Source organism: Zymobacter sp. IVIA_12111.31 C1, assembly GCF_047495495.1.
Classification (GTDB): domain Bacteria; phylum Pseudomonadota; class Gammaproteobacteria; order Pseudomonadales; family Halomonadaceae; genus Zymobacter.
Window position 1 is genome coordinate 461,790 of record NZ_CP179930.1, and the last position, 14,575, is coordinate 476,364.

Genomic DNA, 14,575 nt, shown 5'->3' on the forward strand with positions numbered 1-14,575 from the left:
TACCTGATGGTGTGACGATGGCGCTTACCTGCATCAAGGCGGCAACGTGGCAGGACGCGGCTGCGCATGTCTTCCTTACGATGCTGCTTCTGCATCTACTCCTCATGAATAGGGGATGGCCTGTGGCGGATCATTGCCACCGGTCGCGCTTGGCGCGGCCTTTCTAAGTCTGTGTGGCATGCTGAAGACGATCCGTTCATCGTGCGCGGGTGTCGATGGTTGGCATAAATCAGGCACCGCTGGCGGTGCTTCCACGTGCTTCTTCCGCGTGATGAAATTTCTGTATGCGCGCATTCATGACGGAATAGTGATGTCGATGACGCGTATGTGAAGCGGCGTGCCATGAGGTGCAGTAGCGCGATGCCAGCGTCGGTGCAGAGTACGCATGTTCGCGATCGTGAGTATGCGTGTCTACACTTGATAGGACCTCTTGGCGAGGTCTCCATTTTCCCCCAGTGCAGTTTATCCCCCTGCACTGGGGGATTTTTATTGTGTACGGGTGGTGCCGCTGCCAATCCGAGCGGGCTGTACCAATTGTGTCAATCAGGTACTTTGTTATCCTGTCGTAATTTATTATTAATCAAAGAGATACGGGGGGTGGGCGGCGAGGAGGGCTTTGTATGCGGGCAGAGCGGCTGGTATGGCTACGCCATGGCTGGGCAGTGAAGGGCTCGGCTGCTCTCGCTAGACGCCAACGCTATATTCTCATAACCCTAAGTGGCGTTACCGTGCGGGCTGTGGCAGTTTATAAGGTATGCGCTGCCCATGATGGTGCTTTCGTGCACTGGCGCAGTGCAGTATGAATACGGATTTTCTCCAAAGGCATTTTATGCCTCTATTTATTTAATTTTGAGCATATTGTTTTTGTTGTTGGCGTATTTTTAAATGAAATTTCTTTTATTGGCTTATTTTGGGCACGGTGTTGACAGATAGTGGCTACTATTGGAGTCTTAATACCCAAGGCAACAACAAGAGCCCTTGTCAGGGCCATCGGCCAGGCGCCTTCGCTCAGCAGTAACGGTTGGGATTTACGGTGTTTGGCATGCTCGGAAGCGGACAAGAACAGTAGACCGCTTTCTGCCCAAAGTGACATGTGATGATGACTGGACCTGCAAAGGGGAATACAACGTGAGCACAATGTTATCCGGTGCAGATATGGTGGTTCGCGCGCTGGCGGACGAAGGGGTCGAATACCTCTTCGGATACCCGGGCGGTGCGGCACTGCATATCTACGATGCCCTTCATCGGCAGGATCGCGTCAAGCATATTCTGGTACGCCACGAACAGGGCGCTACCCATATGGCTGACGGATATGCCCGCGCGACAGGCAAGACGGGTGCTGTATTGGTGACCTCTGGCCCAGGGGCCACTAACACCATTACCGGTATTGCTACGGCCTACATGGACTCCATTCCGATGGTGGTGCTGTGTGGTCAGGTCGCGAGTCACCTGATTGGTGAAGATGCATTCCAAGAAACGGATATCATTGGTGTGACACGTCCGATCGTGAAGCACAGTTTCACCGTGCATCATCCGAGCGAGATTCCAGGCATCATCCGCAAGGCTTTCTATATCGCCAGTTCTGGTCGTCCCGGCCCTGTCGTCATTGACATCCCCAAAGACATGACGGCCATCGACAAGGCTTTCGAATACGTCTGGCCCAGTTCGGTCGATCTGCGCTCCTATCAGGCCACCGTACGTCCGCACGGCGGGCAGGTTCGCAAGGCCTTCAGCGCACTGCTTGAAGCCCGCCGTCCGGTGCTGTTCGCTGGCGGTGGGGTGATCTCCGGCAATGCAGGTGAAGCGCTGACCGCTTTTGCGCGCCGCTTCGATCTGCCGGTCACCACCTCGCTGATGGGGATCGGTGCCTTCCCGGGCAATGATCGCCAATCGCTGGGCTGGCCGGGCATGCACGGTAGCGTCGAGGCCAATACGGCTATGCACGAAGCCGATCTGATCTTCTGCATCGGTGCGCGCTTTGACGACCGTGTCACCAACAACGTACGTAAGTTCTGCCCCGATGCCACGATCGTACACGTCGACATTGACCCGAGTGCGATCTCCAAGACTGTCGTGGCGGATATCCCGATCGTTGGCAGTGCCAGCGATGTGTTGGCCGAGCTGAGCCGTCTGGCGGATGAACAGAAGGGCAGTGCCCTCGACGACTATCGCCAAGCACTGGCACCGTGGTGGGCGCACATCGACGATGTTCGTCAGCAGTCCACGAAGTGGCGCTACACGCCGGCAACGGGCGATGCTCAGCCGAAGCCGCAGCAGGTCGTGGAAGCGGTCTACAACATCACCAAAGGCAAGGCGATCGTCGTTACCGACGTGGGCCAGCACCAGATGTTTGCGGCTCAGTACTACCCTTGCGAACGTCCGCGTCAGTTCCTGACCTCGGGCGGACTGGGAACGATGGGCTATGGTTTCCCAGCGGGTATCGGGGCCAAGGTCGGTTGCCCCGACCAGACGGTGGTCGTCTTCACGGGTGAAGGCAGCTTCCAAATGATGATGCAGGAATTTGGTACCTGCCGTCAGTACGACATCCCCGTCAAGATCGTGGCATTGAACAATAGTTTCCTTGGCATGGTGCACCAGTGGCAGGGCATGTTCTATGATGGTCGCTATTCCGAATCGTTGATGCAGACCACGCCCGATTTTGATCTGATCTGCCGTGCCTACGGTTTCCGCGCCATCAAGGTGACGCGAGCCGACGAACTTGAAGCGGCGCTCGAAGACGCTTTCCGCGACCCGAACGAACTGGTCATGCTGGATATCGCCGTCGAACCGTCCGAACAGGTCTATCCGATGCAGATTCCGGGTGGGGCCATGAACGAAATGCGCGTATCGGATACGGAGGTTGTGTAATGCGACATGTCATTTCAGTCTTGCTTGAGAATGAACCGGGTGCCCTGTCGCGTGTCGTCGGCCTCTTCTCCCAGCGCAATTTCAACATCGAGACATTGAACGTCGCGCCGACCGAAGAACCCTCGCTGTCACGGCTGACCGTGACCACGACCGGTGATCGTCGTCGCATTGAACAGATCATCAAGCATCTCAACCGGCTGATCGAAGTGGTCAAGTTGGTGGATCTGACCGAAGGCAATCACGTAGAACGTGAACTTCGACTCGTTAAGGTCAAGGCGACTGGGCAAATGCGTGCCGAAATCAAACGCACAGCGGACATCTTCCGCGCCCAGATCGTCGATGTGACCCCCAGCGTCTATACCCTGCAGATCACAGGGGACGCTGAAAAGATCAGTGCCTTCATGCAGGCACTGGCGCCTGCCACCGTGCTTGAAACAGCAAGCACTGGCGTTGCAGGTCTCGCTCGCGGTGACAAGGTGTTGGCGCTGTAACCCGTTGTGCTCACATGTACCGTTTCCATCCCGCTGTACAACGCTAACCGTACAAACGGACCCATAATTTCAGCAGACAGGAACAGTCATCATGCAGGTCTACTACGACAAGGATTGTGATCTTTCTCTCATCCAGGGCAAGAAAGTCACCATTCTGGGCTACGGCTCTCAGGGCCACGCGCACGCCAACAACCTGAAAGAATCCGGTGTCGACGTTACTATCGCACTGCGCAAGACCTCCAAGTCCTGGGCGAAAGCCGAAGCCGCTGGCCTGACCGTCAAGGAAGTACCGGAAGCCGTTAAAGGCGCTGACGTTGTCATGGTTCTGGCCCCTGATGAAAATCAGAAACAGATCTACTACCGCGATGTCGAACCGAACCTGAAAGAAGGCGCAGCACTGGCATTCGCTCACGGTTTCAACGTTCACTTCGAACAGATCGAACCGCGTGCCGACCTCGACGTCATCATGATCGCGCCGAAAGCGCCGGGTCATACTGTTCGTCAGACCTACACGCAGGGCGGCGGTGTTCCGGCGCTGATCGCTATCGCTCAGGACGCCAGTGGCCAGGCGCGCGACATCGCGCTGTCCTACGCTTCTGCCAACGGTAACGGCCGTGCGGGTATCATCCACACGACGTTCAAAGAAGAAACTGAAACTGACCTCTTCGGCGAACAGGCTGTACTGTGCGGCGGTGTCACGGCACTGATTCAGGCAGGTTTCGAAACGCTGGTCGAAGCAGGTTATGCTCCGGAAATGGCCTACTTCGAATGTATGCACGAAATGAAACTGATCGTTGACCTGATGTACGAAGGTGGTATGGCCGACATGCGCTACTCCATCTCCAACACCGCTGAATACGGTGACTACATCACTGGCCCGAAAGTTGTCACAGAAGACACCAAAAACGCTATGCGCGGTGTTCTGAAAGACATCCAAGACGGTACTTTCGCTCGCGACTTCATCCTGGACAACCAGGCTGGCTTCCCGAAACTGAAAAACAGCCGTCGTATCGGTGCCGAACACCCGATCGAAAAAGTGGGCACCAAACTGCGTGCGATGATGCCGTGGATCGCTGCTCACAAGATGGTCGACAAAGCGAAGAACTGATTTTTGGTTCCTCTCTGTCGTACCCTGCAATGCCCACCTTATGGTGGGCATTGTCATTTCAGCGTGATGATGAGACGCTGACACATACGACATGCCTCTGCCTTTTCAAGCGTCTTTATTCCATCAGTGAATAAAAACCTTCGAATTCATTCCTTCAGGTATGTTCCCTCGCATGGTATCAATAGTTCATTGCTTATATGAATATTCCATCTAGCCATGGCGAGGATCAACTCTATGAAACTACTGCCTTTTATCGCCGCAGCAGCGCTGAGCGTGCTGGCCCCTTTGGCCCACGCCGATCGTTTGGATGACATTCGCCGTGCAGGGGAGCTAAAGGTAGCGACCTTTGATGGCAACCCGCCTTTCGGTTTCATTGATACCAAGACCCACCAGCTGGACGGCCTTGATGTCGACTACGCCAAGGCACTGGCCAAGCATCTGGGCGTGAAGTTGAAGCTGGTGCCGACCAATCCTGCTAACCGTATGCCGCTGCTGGTATCAGGCAAGGTGGATCTGGTCGCGGCCAACTTCACCGTTTCGCCTGAACGTGCTCAGCAGGTCGACTTCAGCATTCCCTATTTTGCTTCTGGTCAGCAGTTCATCGTGCGCAAGGGTACGCTGACCTCGCCTGAAATCCTCAATCGCTGGCGTGTCGGTGTGGACAAAGGCACCGTGAATGAAGGCGTACTGCGCGAGAAATTCCCGAAAGCGAAGGTTATTGCCTACGACGACACACCGTTTGCGTTCGCCGCTCTGCGCAACGGTAGCGTGCAGGCCATCACTCAGGACGGCACCAAACTGGTAGGTTTGTTGGCGACCGTTCCTGACCGTGACGATTACGAGGTGCCGCCGCTGACGCTGTCCAACGACCTGATCGCTGTCGGTATCCCGAAAGGTGAGGCCGCGCTGAAGAAAGAAGTCGACGATACGCTGCTGGCGCTGGAGAAAGACGGTGAAGCACAGCGTATCTATGACAAATGGTTCGGGCCGGACAGCCGCACGCCGCTGGCACGCAACTATCGCATCGGCCAGTCCGCACCGGTAGAAGGTGCCGCTGCCAAATGAGCTTGCTGTCACTCTGGGGAGAGCCACTGGCCCCGCAGTACACGGACATGATCTGGTCCGGGCTGCAATGCACGCTAGTGCTCTCCATTGAATCGATTGCCCTGGCCTTGGTGCTGGGGCTGTTGCTATGCATTGCCCGCATGTCACCGCTGGCCCCCGTACGTGGTATAGCTATCGGTTGGCTGGCGCTGTTTCGCAATACCCCGCTGCTGGTACAGCTGCTGTTCTGGTACTTCGCCTTTCCTGGGTTACTGCCGCAGTCCGTGCGTCTGGTGTTGATGACGCCGGCCGAATGGACGCTGTTCGGCACGGTGTGGGAAAGCCCCTCGTGGGAGTTCTTGGCATCGCTGATCGGGCTGACGCTTTATACCGCTTCTTATGTGGCGGAAGAGTGCCGTTCGGGGGTGGCCACGGTCAGTAAGGGGCAGTGGCGTGCAGCGCAGGCGCTCGGCATGACGTCAGGGCAGGCTTGGCGCTCCGTGATCCTGCCGCAGGCGCTGCGTGCGGTGGTGTCGCCGTTGATGGGCCAGTTCATGAACGCGATCAAGAACTCGTCGCTGGCGATGGCGGTCGGCTATGCCGAGCTGTTCTACGTGTGCGGGATGATCAATGATGCGACCCAGCGCACCTTCGAGCTGTTCGGCATCGTGACCGTGCTCTATATCGCCACAGTAGGCGTTGTCGAACTGCTGAATGCCGTCCTGACGGCCTGTATGACGCCGCTGCACGGGCAGAGGAACTAAGCCATGGATCTATCCGTCATCGTCGACAACTTCCGCTATTTCATGGTGGGCCTGTGGCCGGAAGGACCGTTGCAGGGCGCTGCCATTACGGCGATTCTCAGTCTGACGTCGGGGGCCTTATCCGCTGTTGTCGGTATTGTGTTTGGCATCATGCTGGCCTGCTGCCCGCGTTGGGCACGCATCATTATTGTACCGATACTAGGGTTTTTCCGTTCCATTCCCATTGCGATGCTGATCTTCGTGGTGTATTTCGTGCTGCCCAAGCTGGTCGGGGTGCATGGCACCACACCGCCGATGCTGACCATTACGCTATCGCTGGGAACGGTGGGTGGAGCCTATCTGGCCTACAGCGTGGCTGCGGGTATCAACAGCATCCCCAAAGGGCAGTGGCGTGCAGGCAAGGCGCTGGGGTTGTCATGGCTGCAGGTCATGAGGCACGTGATCCTGCCGCAGGCGCTTCCTCGTATGTTGCCGTCGTTCGTCAATCAGTGGGTATCCCTGATCAAGGATACATCGCTTGCCTACATCATCAGCACGGCCGACCTGACCTTTCTGGCGCGTCAGGTCAGTAACACCGTCATGACACAGCCCGCGGTCATCTATCTGTTCGTGGCGCTGATTTACTTCATCTGCTGCTCGCTGCTGGACGTACTGGCAGCAGGACTTCGCAAGACGCTATCAGGGAAAACGGTATGATCAGTATTCGGAATGTCAGCAAGCACTACGGCCATTTCCAGGTGCTGAGCGACTGTAGCCTCGATGTGGCTGAAGGTGAGGTTGTCGTCATTTGTGGGCCGTCCGGTTCGGGCAAATCCACATTGATCACGCTGGTGAACGCACTGGAACCGTTCGATAGCGGTGACATTATTGTCGAAGGGCAATCGCTGACGTCTGTGCGCAACTTGGCTGCGTTTCGCTCGCGCATTGGCATGGTTTTCCAGCATTTTGAGCTGTTCCCGCACCTCAGCGTGATTGACAACGTGACGCTGGCGCAGCGCAAAGTGCTGAATCGCTCACAGGCTGAATCCGTCGAGCGCGCCGAGCAGATGCTGGAGCGTGTCGGGTTGCTGTCGCAGCGCGACAAGCGACCGGCGCAGCTGTCCGGTGGTCAGCAGCAGCGAGTGGCCATTGCTCGAGCGCTGGCGCTGGATCCCGTCTGCATGCTGCTGGATGAACCGACGTCCGCGCTTGATCCCGAAATGGTGGGTGAAGTGCTGGACGTGCTGCGAGATCTAGCCAACGGGGGCATGACGATGATCTGCGTGACCCATGAGATGGGCTTTGCGCGTCACGTTTCTGATCGCGTGGTCTTCATGGATCAAGGCCGGATCATTGAAGATGTGCCGACCGCACAGTTCTTCGAACAGCCGCGCAGCGAGCGCGCCCAGCAGTTCCTGTCACGGCTACTGTCGCACTGAGCTGATCACGCCCGCAGCGGTGATCGGGCACCAAAGCCCACCAATAAAAACGTCCGTCTTTCTCTCGTCAGGGAAAGGCGGACGTTTTTATTGGGAAGGTGAGAATTGAGTGGCTAAGTACGCAAGCGGAATAGCGGCACCATACAGCCCTTGCTGTCGGGGCAGTGGCGGCAGTGCTTGCTGACGGTGCAGGTGCTGTCCACTGCAGCGCGCTCAATTCGGCCACTGCGTTCGAGGTGTTCAAGCATGGCTGTCACCAACGGAAGCGGCCGCCCGGTTGCTTTGCCTAGCGCTTCGGCCGAGATGCCTGACGGTGCGTTCCTCAGCTGCTCAATCAGTGCGAGCATGAAGACGTTCCTACGGCGATATGCGACGGCAGAGTCTCCATGTGTGTTCCACGCTGTCGCATGGCCAGCAACAGCAGAGCATTGACCACCACGACCGTACCGATGCAGAGGCTGCTGTACAGCGGGTGGTCGGCAAAGGTCACTAGCTGATAGAACAGCGTGGCTACGGAATAAGCCATGTCTAGCCCCCATAGAATGGAGAACATCATCCAGCGGCCGCTGGTTTCGCGAGCGATAGTGCCCATGACCGACGCACACGGTACGTACAGTAGCACGAAGATCAAGTAGCTGTAGGCGGCGATGCCGCTGCCAAAGTGCGATGCCATGATACCCATGGTGCTGGTATCCATGGAGCCATCGCCCATGCTGCCTTCGATGGGGTTGTTGAGGGTTTGCAGAGAGAATGCGTTCGCCAGCCCATCTTGCGTATCTGTCAGAGCGGATTTCAATCCATCCCACAGGCTATAGGCTTCGGGATCGAACGGCTCTTCGCGCAGACTGTCAGCGGTATACAGCGTGTTGAGTGTACTGATAACCACTTCCTTGGCCATGGCCCCCGTGACTAGGCCAACCGTGGCCTGCCAGTGATCGGGTGCGATGCCGATGGGCTGGAGTGCCGGGGTTATCCACTGGCTGACCGAGGCCAGCGCAGATTGATCGAGGCGGCCGTCGACTGGCCGGCCCGTAATCGACAGACTGTTCAGTCCACCGATCACAATGCTCGCACAGACAATGACTTTCCCCGCACGCAGTACGAACCCCTTGAGACGCAGCCACGTCTGGATGAGCAGGCTGCCGACCCGCGGGCAGTGGTAGGGCGGCAGTTCCATCACGAACGGCTGCGCTTCGCCCCGAAGTAGGGTGTGGCGCAGTACCCAGCCAGTGAACAGTGCGACCACGATGCCCAGCAGATACAGAGAGAAGACGATGCTGGCCCCGTGCTGCGAGAAGAAGGCGCCAGCAAAGACAGCGAAGATCGCCAGCCGTGCGCCGCAGGACATGAACGGCGCCATCATGATGGTCATCAGTCGCTCGCGTGGCGAGTTGAGTGTCCGTGCCCCCATGATGGCCGGCACGTTGCAGCCGAAGCCCACGATCAGCGGTACGAACGATTTTCCGGGCAGCCCCAGTGCCTGCATCACGCGATCGACGACAAAGGCGGCGCGCGCCATGTAACCCGAGTCTTCGAGGAAGGCCAGACAGAGGTACATCAGCCCGATCTGCGGGATGAGTGGCAGCACTGTGGTGATACCGCCGCCGATTCCCTGCGCGAGGAAGATGGTCAGCCAGTTGGGAAAGCTGAGCTGATATCCCAGCCACTGAATGCCATCAACGAACACGGTGGACGCGGCGCCATCGAACAGCGGCTGTATGCCCCCGCCCACGTTGATGGAAATGAAGAACATCAGGTACATCACCAGCAGGAACACGGGCAGTCCCAGCCAGCGGTTGAGGGCAATATGGTCCAGCGCACGATCAAAGGAATCGCGCTGTTGCTGCTGCTGAGTGGTGCAATCGTTCAGCAGGCGATTGATCTGTTCATAGCGCGTGGCGGCGATCAGCAGCGGCGCATCACATTGATGCTCATCAAGATGCGCTTTGACCGTCGGTATCAGATGAGCGGCCTGACCGACACGGGCTGGCAGGTGCTCTTCGCCCTCCAGCATCTGCAAGGCTAGCCAGCGCTGCTGTTGAGGAAGATAGTGCTGAGGCATAGCTTGTTCGAGCATACGCAGCGCGTCTTCGACCGTCGGATCGTACTCGATCTGTAGCTCAATGGGTGACAGTGTGACCAGCATGTCAATGGCGTCATGCAGCTTGTCTACGCCGCGGCCGCGCGAAGAGACCAGTGGCACGACCGGACAGCCCAGAAACTCGGCTAACTTCTGTTGGTCGATCACGATGCCATGGCGCTGAGCGATATCCAGCATGTTGAGCGCCAGAATGCAGGGCACGCCCAGCTCGCGCAGCTGCAGCGTCAGGTAGAGATTACGCTCGAGGTTGGCACCATCAACAACGTTAATGATGACATCGGGCTGGTGTTCAAGCAGGAAGCTGGATGCAACACGCTCATCGAGAGACGAGTCACGCGCGTTGGGCGTCAGTGAATAGACACCGGGCAGGTCGACGAGTGTTACGGCGTGCTGCGAGGTGCTGAACTGGCCCAGTTTGCGTTCGACGGTTACGCCGGGCCAGTTGCCGACCCGTTGATGAGCGCCTGTCAGCTGGTTGAAGAGGGTCGTTTTGCCTGCATTGGGATTGCCGATCAGGCCGATGGTCAGACTGCTCATGGTATAGGGTCAGGTCAGTTGAGTGCTGTTGGACAAGGCATGCGAGGGTGTGGCGGCTTCGCGGGTGGCCGCGTGTGCGTCATGTTCACGAAAGAGCAGCAGTTGAAGATCTTTGCGGCGCAGTGCTAGACGCGACCGACGCGTTTCGATTTCGACCGGATCGCCTAGCGGCGCCGTACGGATGACGCGGAAGGTTGCGCCCGGCAGCAGCCCCATCGCAAGCAGTCGCTGTCGGAAAGCGGGGTGAATGTCAGCATGGAAGCCGGTGACCTGATAGGCATGTGCTGCACGAGATGATGCCATCTGCATGAGAGCCTCCTGAAAAGAAAGAACCACTCACGCCGAAGTGGCATGAGCAGATAACGCAGGCATGCGAAAGAGTTACGCCAGCCTGCGCCGCGTTATCTCTCGTATGATGAAGCTAACGAGAATTATTATCTTCTGCAATTGGCAATATTGTCTCAGGCTATGATGAGAAGGGAAAGATAACTGTATGGCCGAGAGGCTGTAATGCGACAAAAGACAAAGCCGACGTACCGTTGCGTCCCACTGATGCCGACTATTTTTTACTGCTAATAACCCGTCGTGGTGTTGTCATAAAGGTGGCAAAGCGTGTGCTTTGTCGAAATGGATGCTATGGAAGCACAAGCAAAGGGGCGTGGCAGTGGCACCAGAATCGGTTCGGTAGACCGTTGAGAAAGAATCGGCGCTGTTTGATATGACAGGCGACATTGGGTGGTGCACTGACCATGCCGTTCATCAGACGAGGGCACATCAGTGCCTGCCGGAATCATGACGGCGCTCGCTGGTGGCGCATCACATCATTTCATTCTCAATAAGGAAGGCCCAAGTGCAGAGAAGATACCGCTGTCTCCAATGGCTCGGCATATCACTGATGCTGTGGGTATCCACGGCAGTGGCGTCTTCGCGTGTAGAAACGCTGGTGTTTTCCGATGGGCAATCGCTACGTATGGTTTATAGCGCGCCCGAGCATCCCACTGCCATTCTATTGATGCTGCCCGGTGGCTCTGGGCGTGTCGGTCTTGATAAGGCCGGGCAGCCACGGCATGCGCGCGACTTTACGGTAAGAACGCGAGCAGACTGGCTGACGCGTGGCTATGCGGTGGCCTTGCCGGACAGCCCTGACCATCACAACCTGCGGGGGCAGCGCCATACGCAGGCCTATGCTGAAGACGTTTCGCGCATAATCGACAGACTTCGGCAGCAGTCCTCGCTACCTATCTTTCTGATCGGCACCAGTCAAGGCAGTATTGCAGCACTGAATGTTGCCGCACATGTCCCCGATATAAAAGGCATCGTACTGGCCGAGTCTGTGACTGTGAAAGGACGCAGCGGTGAAACGGTCTTTGACGCATCACCCTCTACGGTCAGCGTGCCCGTGCTGATTGTGGCCAATCGGCAGGACCGCTGCTGGGTCGCACCGCCCGACCATGCTTCTCGCCTGGCCGCCGCATTGACTGCCAGTCCCGATGTTCGGGTCATACAGGTCGATGGCGGAACCCAAAAATCCTCGCGGGCATGCGGAGCGCTGAGTCCGCACGGATATTACGGCATTGAGCGCACGGTCATGGATGAAATTGACCATTGGTTGACTCAGCTGCTGACGGCTAAGGCACATTCCTGACGCTTGCTGTACTGGAAACAGCCGTGCATAGCCGCGCGGTAAAAGCGCTTTGCGAGCGGAAGCGGTAGGTTATGCTAAGGAAAGAGTATATGTCGGGTATCCAGACGGTGGGGCAATAGGATATGGCGCTGCCGTGCAAGAAAAAGCGTAGAGCAGCATGGTGATGGGCAGAAACGAAAAAAGGGAAGCGCTCGAAAGCACTTCCCTTCTTCTGGAAGACCGCCTAGGCCATCTTCCTGTATTTGGTAGCGGGGGCTGGATTTGAACCAACGACCTTCGGGTTATGAGCCCGACGAGCTACCAGACTGCTCCACCCCGCATCAACGTGAGGCACACTCTACGCCTTTTTGAGAAATTGTCAACGCGCGGCGCGTTTATTTGCAAAATTATGCTACCGTTACAGTGATAGGGATAGTTTCTCTAATTATGGACAGTAATTGCACCAAGGCAGCGGCGGACATGGGTAGAATGACTCATGGACGCGCACACCGGGTGCGCAGCAGCTCATGATCAGGACGTGGAGCAGGGAATGATCAAGATGGAAACGGTAGACGCTGCCTTCAGCTTCAAGGGCGGCATGTTGCCCATGACCGTGTTGGAACTGGCCAGTGCGGATCTGGATCAGATCAAATCCCAGTTGGCCGGGAAGGTGTCTCAGTCTCCCGCCTTCTTTCAGAACACCCCGGTAGTGATCAGCGTGGAGCATGTGCGCAGCAACGACCCGCTGCCATTGGAAGGACTGTGCGCGCTGTGCAGAGAGTATAAGCTGCTGCCTATGGCATTCCGTGGTGGTAGCGATCAGGTCAAACAGGCCGTGTGGGCGATGGGCATGGCGTGGTTCCCACCGCAGCCCGCTCGCCCGCAGCCGGTTGAAACACTGACGGCCCCGGAGCCTAAGCCTGAAGCCCGCCAAGTGCCTGAAGAGGTCGAGCTTTCCAATGGACGCATCTTCCGTGGTACGGTGCGTTCAGGACAGCAGGTCAGTGCACCGCTGGGTGATCTCGTCGTCGTTGGCGCGGTCAATGCGGGAGCCGAAGTGCTGGCCGCAGGCAGCATCCATGTGTATGGCCCACTGCGCGGCCGTGCGCTGGCCGGTATTCATGGGCACAACAACGTGGGTATCTTCTGCCATGAACTGCATGCCGAGCTGATCTCCATCGCGGGAAATTACAAGCGGCTCGAAGACATTCCGCCCGGGCTCATCAACCAGCATGTTCAGGTGAAATTGTCGGACGACCAGCTGGAAATTTCGCCGCTGTCCTGATCGACATGGCAGCGATCCATCATGAGAGGGATGCTGGCCGTAATTTGCTGTCAAAGAGATGAACATCCACGGATGGCCATACGTTTATTAGGCAGCATCCTTCCGCTATGTGTAATGAAATGAACAAGCGTTCTTTTACGGGAAACAGACCTTGGCCAAGATAATCGTAGTAACTTCAGGAAAAGGTGGCGTTGGCAAGACCACCAGCGCTGCCGCGATCGCCACGGGACTGGCGCTCAAGGGTAACCGTACCGTCGTTATCGACTTCGATGTGGGCTTGCGTAACCTTGACTTGATCATGGGGTGCGAACGCCGCGTCGTGTATGACCTGATCAACGTCATTCAGGGTGAGGCCAAGCTTCAGCAGGCCCTGATTCGCGACAAGCGCGTTGAAGGCTTGTACATCCTGCCAGCATCACAGACGCGCGATAAGGATGCACTGACCGATGACGGCGTCGAAAAGGTGCTAGAAGAACTGGGCGGTGAATTCGACTTCATCGTTTGCGACTCTCCGGCCGGCATTGAGCGTGGGGCACAGCTGGCGATGTACTTCGCGGATGAAGCGATCGTCGTCACTAACCCCGAAGTCTCTTCCGTCCGCGACTCCGACCGCATTCTGGGGTTGCTGGGGGCCAAGACGCGCCGAGCAGAACAGGGCGACGAACCGGTCAAGGAGCACCTGCTGATCACGCGCTACTCACCGAGTCGCGTCAACACGGGCGATATGCTCAACCTCGAAGACATTCAGGATATCCTCAAGATTGACCTGATGGGGCTGATTCCCGAGTCGGAGGCCGTACTGCGCGCTTCCAACCAAGGGATTCCGGTAACCCACGATCTGCAGAGCGATGCAGGACAGGCCTACATGGATACCGTTGAACGCCTGCTGGGCAACGACGTACCGCTTCGTTTCCATGAAGTGCAGCGCAAAGGCTTCCTGAGTCGTGTCTTCGGGGGAGGTCGCCGGTGAAGTTACTCGATTTCCTGCGAGGCGAGCGCAAGAAGACGGCATCCGTTGCCAAGGAGCGCCTTCAGATCATCGTGGCCCATCAACGCGGTCAGCGTGGCCAGCCGGATTATATGCCGATGCTGGAACGCGAGCTGCTGGAAGTGATTCGTCGCTATGTCGAAGTCGATCAGGATGCTATCAACATTACGCTTGATCGCGATGCAGACTGTTCCGTGCTTGAACTGAACGTCACGCTGCCTAATAAAGATGATTAAGAGAAAGGGCTGAACGCGCAAGCGCATGCTGTAATGCTTGCCGAACGGCTGCTACAAAAGACCCCGACATCTGGCAGGTTCGGGGTCTTTTGTATGATGCAAAATGTGATA

Annotated in this window: 14 protein-coding genes and 1 tRNA gene; 11 read left to right on the forward strand and 4 right to left on the reverse strand. The window is 57.1% G+C overall.

All coding sequences use genetic code 11. The features are described 5' to 3' along the window. The first annotated feature begins 1,137 nt into the window (after positions 1-1,137). The 7 genes from ilvB to ACMHYW_RS02125 all read left to right on the forward strand — a co-directional run bounded on the left by ilvB (position 1,138) and on the right by ACMHYW_RS02125 (position 7,693). Positions 1,138-2,868 carry a biosynthetic-type acetolactate synthase large subunit gene (gene ilvB / locus ACMHYW_RS02095; protein ID WP_414501453.1) on the forward strand — a complete coding sequence of 577 codons (1,731 nt, stop codon included), beginning with the start codon at positions 1,138-1,140 and terminating at the stop codon, positions 2,866-2,868. After that, a complete protein-coding gene (ilvN, locus tag ACMHYW_RS02100; protein ID WP_027704604.1) occupies positions 2,868-3,359 on the forward strand; it encodes an acetolactate synthase small subunit in 492 nt (163 codons plus the stop codon). The genes ilvB and ilvN overlap by 1 nt, the downstream gene beginning before the upstream one ends. Positions 3,360-3,450: 91 nt before the next feature. Then, complete coding sequence (gene ilvC / locus ACMHYW_RS02105; protein ID WP_414500685.1) at positions 3,451-4,467, forward strand: ketol-acid reductoisomerase; 1,017 nt, start codon at positions 3,451-3,453, stop codon at positions 4,465-4,467. Positions 4,468-4,701: 234 nt separating this feature from the next. Beyond that, positions 4,702-5,532, forward strand: a complete 831-nt coding sequence (locus ACMHYW_RS02110; protein ID WP_414500686.1) for an ABC transporter substrate-binding protein — start codon at positions 4,702-4,704, stop codon at positions 5,530-5,532. Next, on the forward strand, positions 5,529-6,275 hold the full coding sequence (locus ACMHYW_RS02115) for an amino acid ABC transporter permease (RefSeq protein ID WP_414500687.1): 747 nt from the start codon (positions 5,529-5,531) through the stop codon (positions 6,273-6,275). The genes ACMHYW_RS02110 and ACMHYW_RS02115 overlap by 4 nt, the downstream gene beginning before the upstream one ends. Before the next feature lie 3 nt (positions 6,276-6,278). Beyond that, complete coding sequence (locus ACMHYW_RS02120) at positions 6,279-6,971, forward strand: amino acid ABC transporter permease (protein WP_414500688.1); 693 nt, start codon at positions 6,279-6,281, stop codon at positions 6,969-6,971. Beyond that, the gene (locus ACMHYW_RS02125) at positions 6,968-7,693 is read left to right on the forward strand and encodes an amino acid ABC transporter ATP-binding protein (protein WP_414500689.1); all 726 of its coding nucleotides are present in this window, start codon (positions 6,968-6,970) and stop codon (positions 7,691-7,693) included. Before ACMHYW_RS02120 ends, ACMHYW_RS02125 begins: the two co-directional genes overlap by 4 nt. A 113-nt stretch (positions 7,694-7,806) precedes the next feature. On the opposite strand, the gene ACMHYW_RS02130 is transcribed toward ACMHYW_RS02125, so the two are convergent. From ACMHYW_RS02130 to feoA, 3 genes are read right to left on the reverse strand one after another with little or no spacing between them, the layout of a single operon-like run. Next, entirely contained in the window at positions 7,807-8,040 is a 234-nt protein-coding gene (locus ACMHYW_RS02130) for a FeoC-like transcriptional regulator (RefSeq protein ID WP_414500690.1), read from the reverse strand. Further along, positions 8,028-10,331: a Fe(2+) transporter permease subunit FeoB gene (gene feoB, locus ACMHYW_RS02135; protein WP_414500691.1), complete on the reverse strand. Its 2,304-nt coding sequence runs from the start codon at positions 10,329-10,331 to the stop codon at positions 8,028-8,030. The genes ACMHYW_RS02130 and feoB overlap by 13 nt, the downstream gene beginning before the upstream one ends. 9 nt (positions 10,332-10,340) lie before the next feature. Continuing rightward, the gene (feoA, locus tag ACMHYW_RS02140; protein ID WP_051523679.1) at positions 10,341-10,640 is read right to left on the reverse strand and encodes a ferrous iron transporter A; all 300 of its coding nucleotides are present in this window, start codon (positions 10,638-10,640) and stop codon (positions 10,341-10,343) included. A gap of 541 nt (positions 10,641-11,181) precedes the next feature. Between feoA and ACMHYW_RS02145 the strand changes: the two genes are divergently transcribed. Beyond that, a complete protein-coding gene (locus tag ACMHYW_RS02145; protein ID WP_414500692.1) occupies positions 11,182-11,976 on the forward strand; it encodes an alpha/beta hydrolase in 795 nt (264 codons plus the stop codon). Positions 11,977-12,219: 243 nt separating this feature from the next. Here ACMHYW_RS02145 and ACMHYW_RS02150 read toward each other — a convergent pair. Further along, a tRNA-Met gene (locus ACMHYW_RS02150) sits at positions 12,220-12,296 on the reverse strand. Positions 12,297-12,505: 209 nt separating this feature from the next. Between ACMHYW_RS02150 and minC the strand changes: the two genes are divergently transcribed. From minC to minE, 3 genes are all read left to right on the forward strand, one after another. Then, positions 12,506-13,240, forward strand: a complete 735-nt coding sequence (gene minC, locus ACMHYW_RS02155; protein WP_414500693.1) for a septum site-determining protein MinC — start codon at positions 12,506-12,508, stop codon at positions 13,238-13,240. Between the two features lie 151 nt (positions 13,241-13,391). Next, entirely contained in the window at positions 13,392-14,210 is an 819-nt protein-coding gene (gene minD, locus ACMHYW_RS02160) for a septum site-determining protein MinD (protein ID WP_027704613.1), read from the forward strand. Then, positions 14,207-14,464 (forward strand): cell division topological specificity factor MinE, encoded by a 258-nt coding sequence (gene minE / locus ACMHYW_RS02165; protein WP_027704614.1) that lies wholly within the window; start codon positions 14,207-14,209, stop codon positions 14,462-14,464. Before minD ends, minE begins: the two co-directional genes overlap by 4 nt. The last annotated feature ends 111 nt before the right edge of the window (positions 14,465-14,575 follow it).

Bases quoted from the DNA above. Each gene is read 5' to 3' on its own strand.
- ilvB (WP_414501453.1), top strand. From the start codon at position 1,138: ATGTTATCCGGTGCAGATATGGTGGTTCGCGCGCTGGCGGACGAAGGG.
- ACMHYW_RS02115 (WP_414500687.1), top strand. From the start codon at position 5,529: ATGAGCTTGCTGTCACTCTGGGGAGAGCCACTGGCCCCGCAGTACACG.
- ilvN (WP_027704604.1), top strand. From the start codon at position 2,868: ATGCGACATGTCATTTCAGTCTTGCTTGAGAATGAACCGGGTGCCCTG.
- feoA (WP_051523679.1), bottom strand. From the start codon at position 10,640: ATGCAGATGGCATCATCTCGTGCAGCACATGCCTATCAGGTCACCGGC.
- ilvC (WP_414500685.1), top strand. From the start codon at position 3,451: ATGCAGGTCTACTACGACAAGGATTGTGATCTTTCTCTCATCCAGGGC.
- feoB (WP_414500691.1), bottom strand. From the start codon at position 10,331: ATGAGCAGTCTGACCATCGGCCTGATCGGCAATCCCAATGCAGGCAAA.
- minC (WP_414500693.1), top strand. From the start codon at position 12,506: ATGATCAAGATGGAAACGGTAGACGCTGCCTTCAGCTTCAAGGGCGGC.
- ACMHYW_RS02120 (WP_414500688.1), top strand. From the start codon at position 6,279: ATGGATCTATCCGTCATCGTCGACAACTTCCGCTATTTCATGGTGGGC.
- ACMHYW_RS02130 (WP_414500690.1), bottom strand. From the start codon at position 8,040: ATGCTCGCACTGATTGAGCAGCTGAGGAACGCACCGTCAGGCATCTCG.
- ACMHYW_RS02110 (WP_414500686.1), top strand. From the start codon at position 4,702: ATGAAACTACTGCCTTTTATCGCCGCAGCAGCGCTGAGCGTGCTGGCC.
- ACMHYW_RS02125 (WP_414500689.1), top strand. From the start codon at position 6,968: ATGATCAGTATTCGGAATGTCAGCAAGCACTACGGCCATTTCCAGGTG.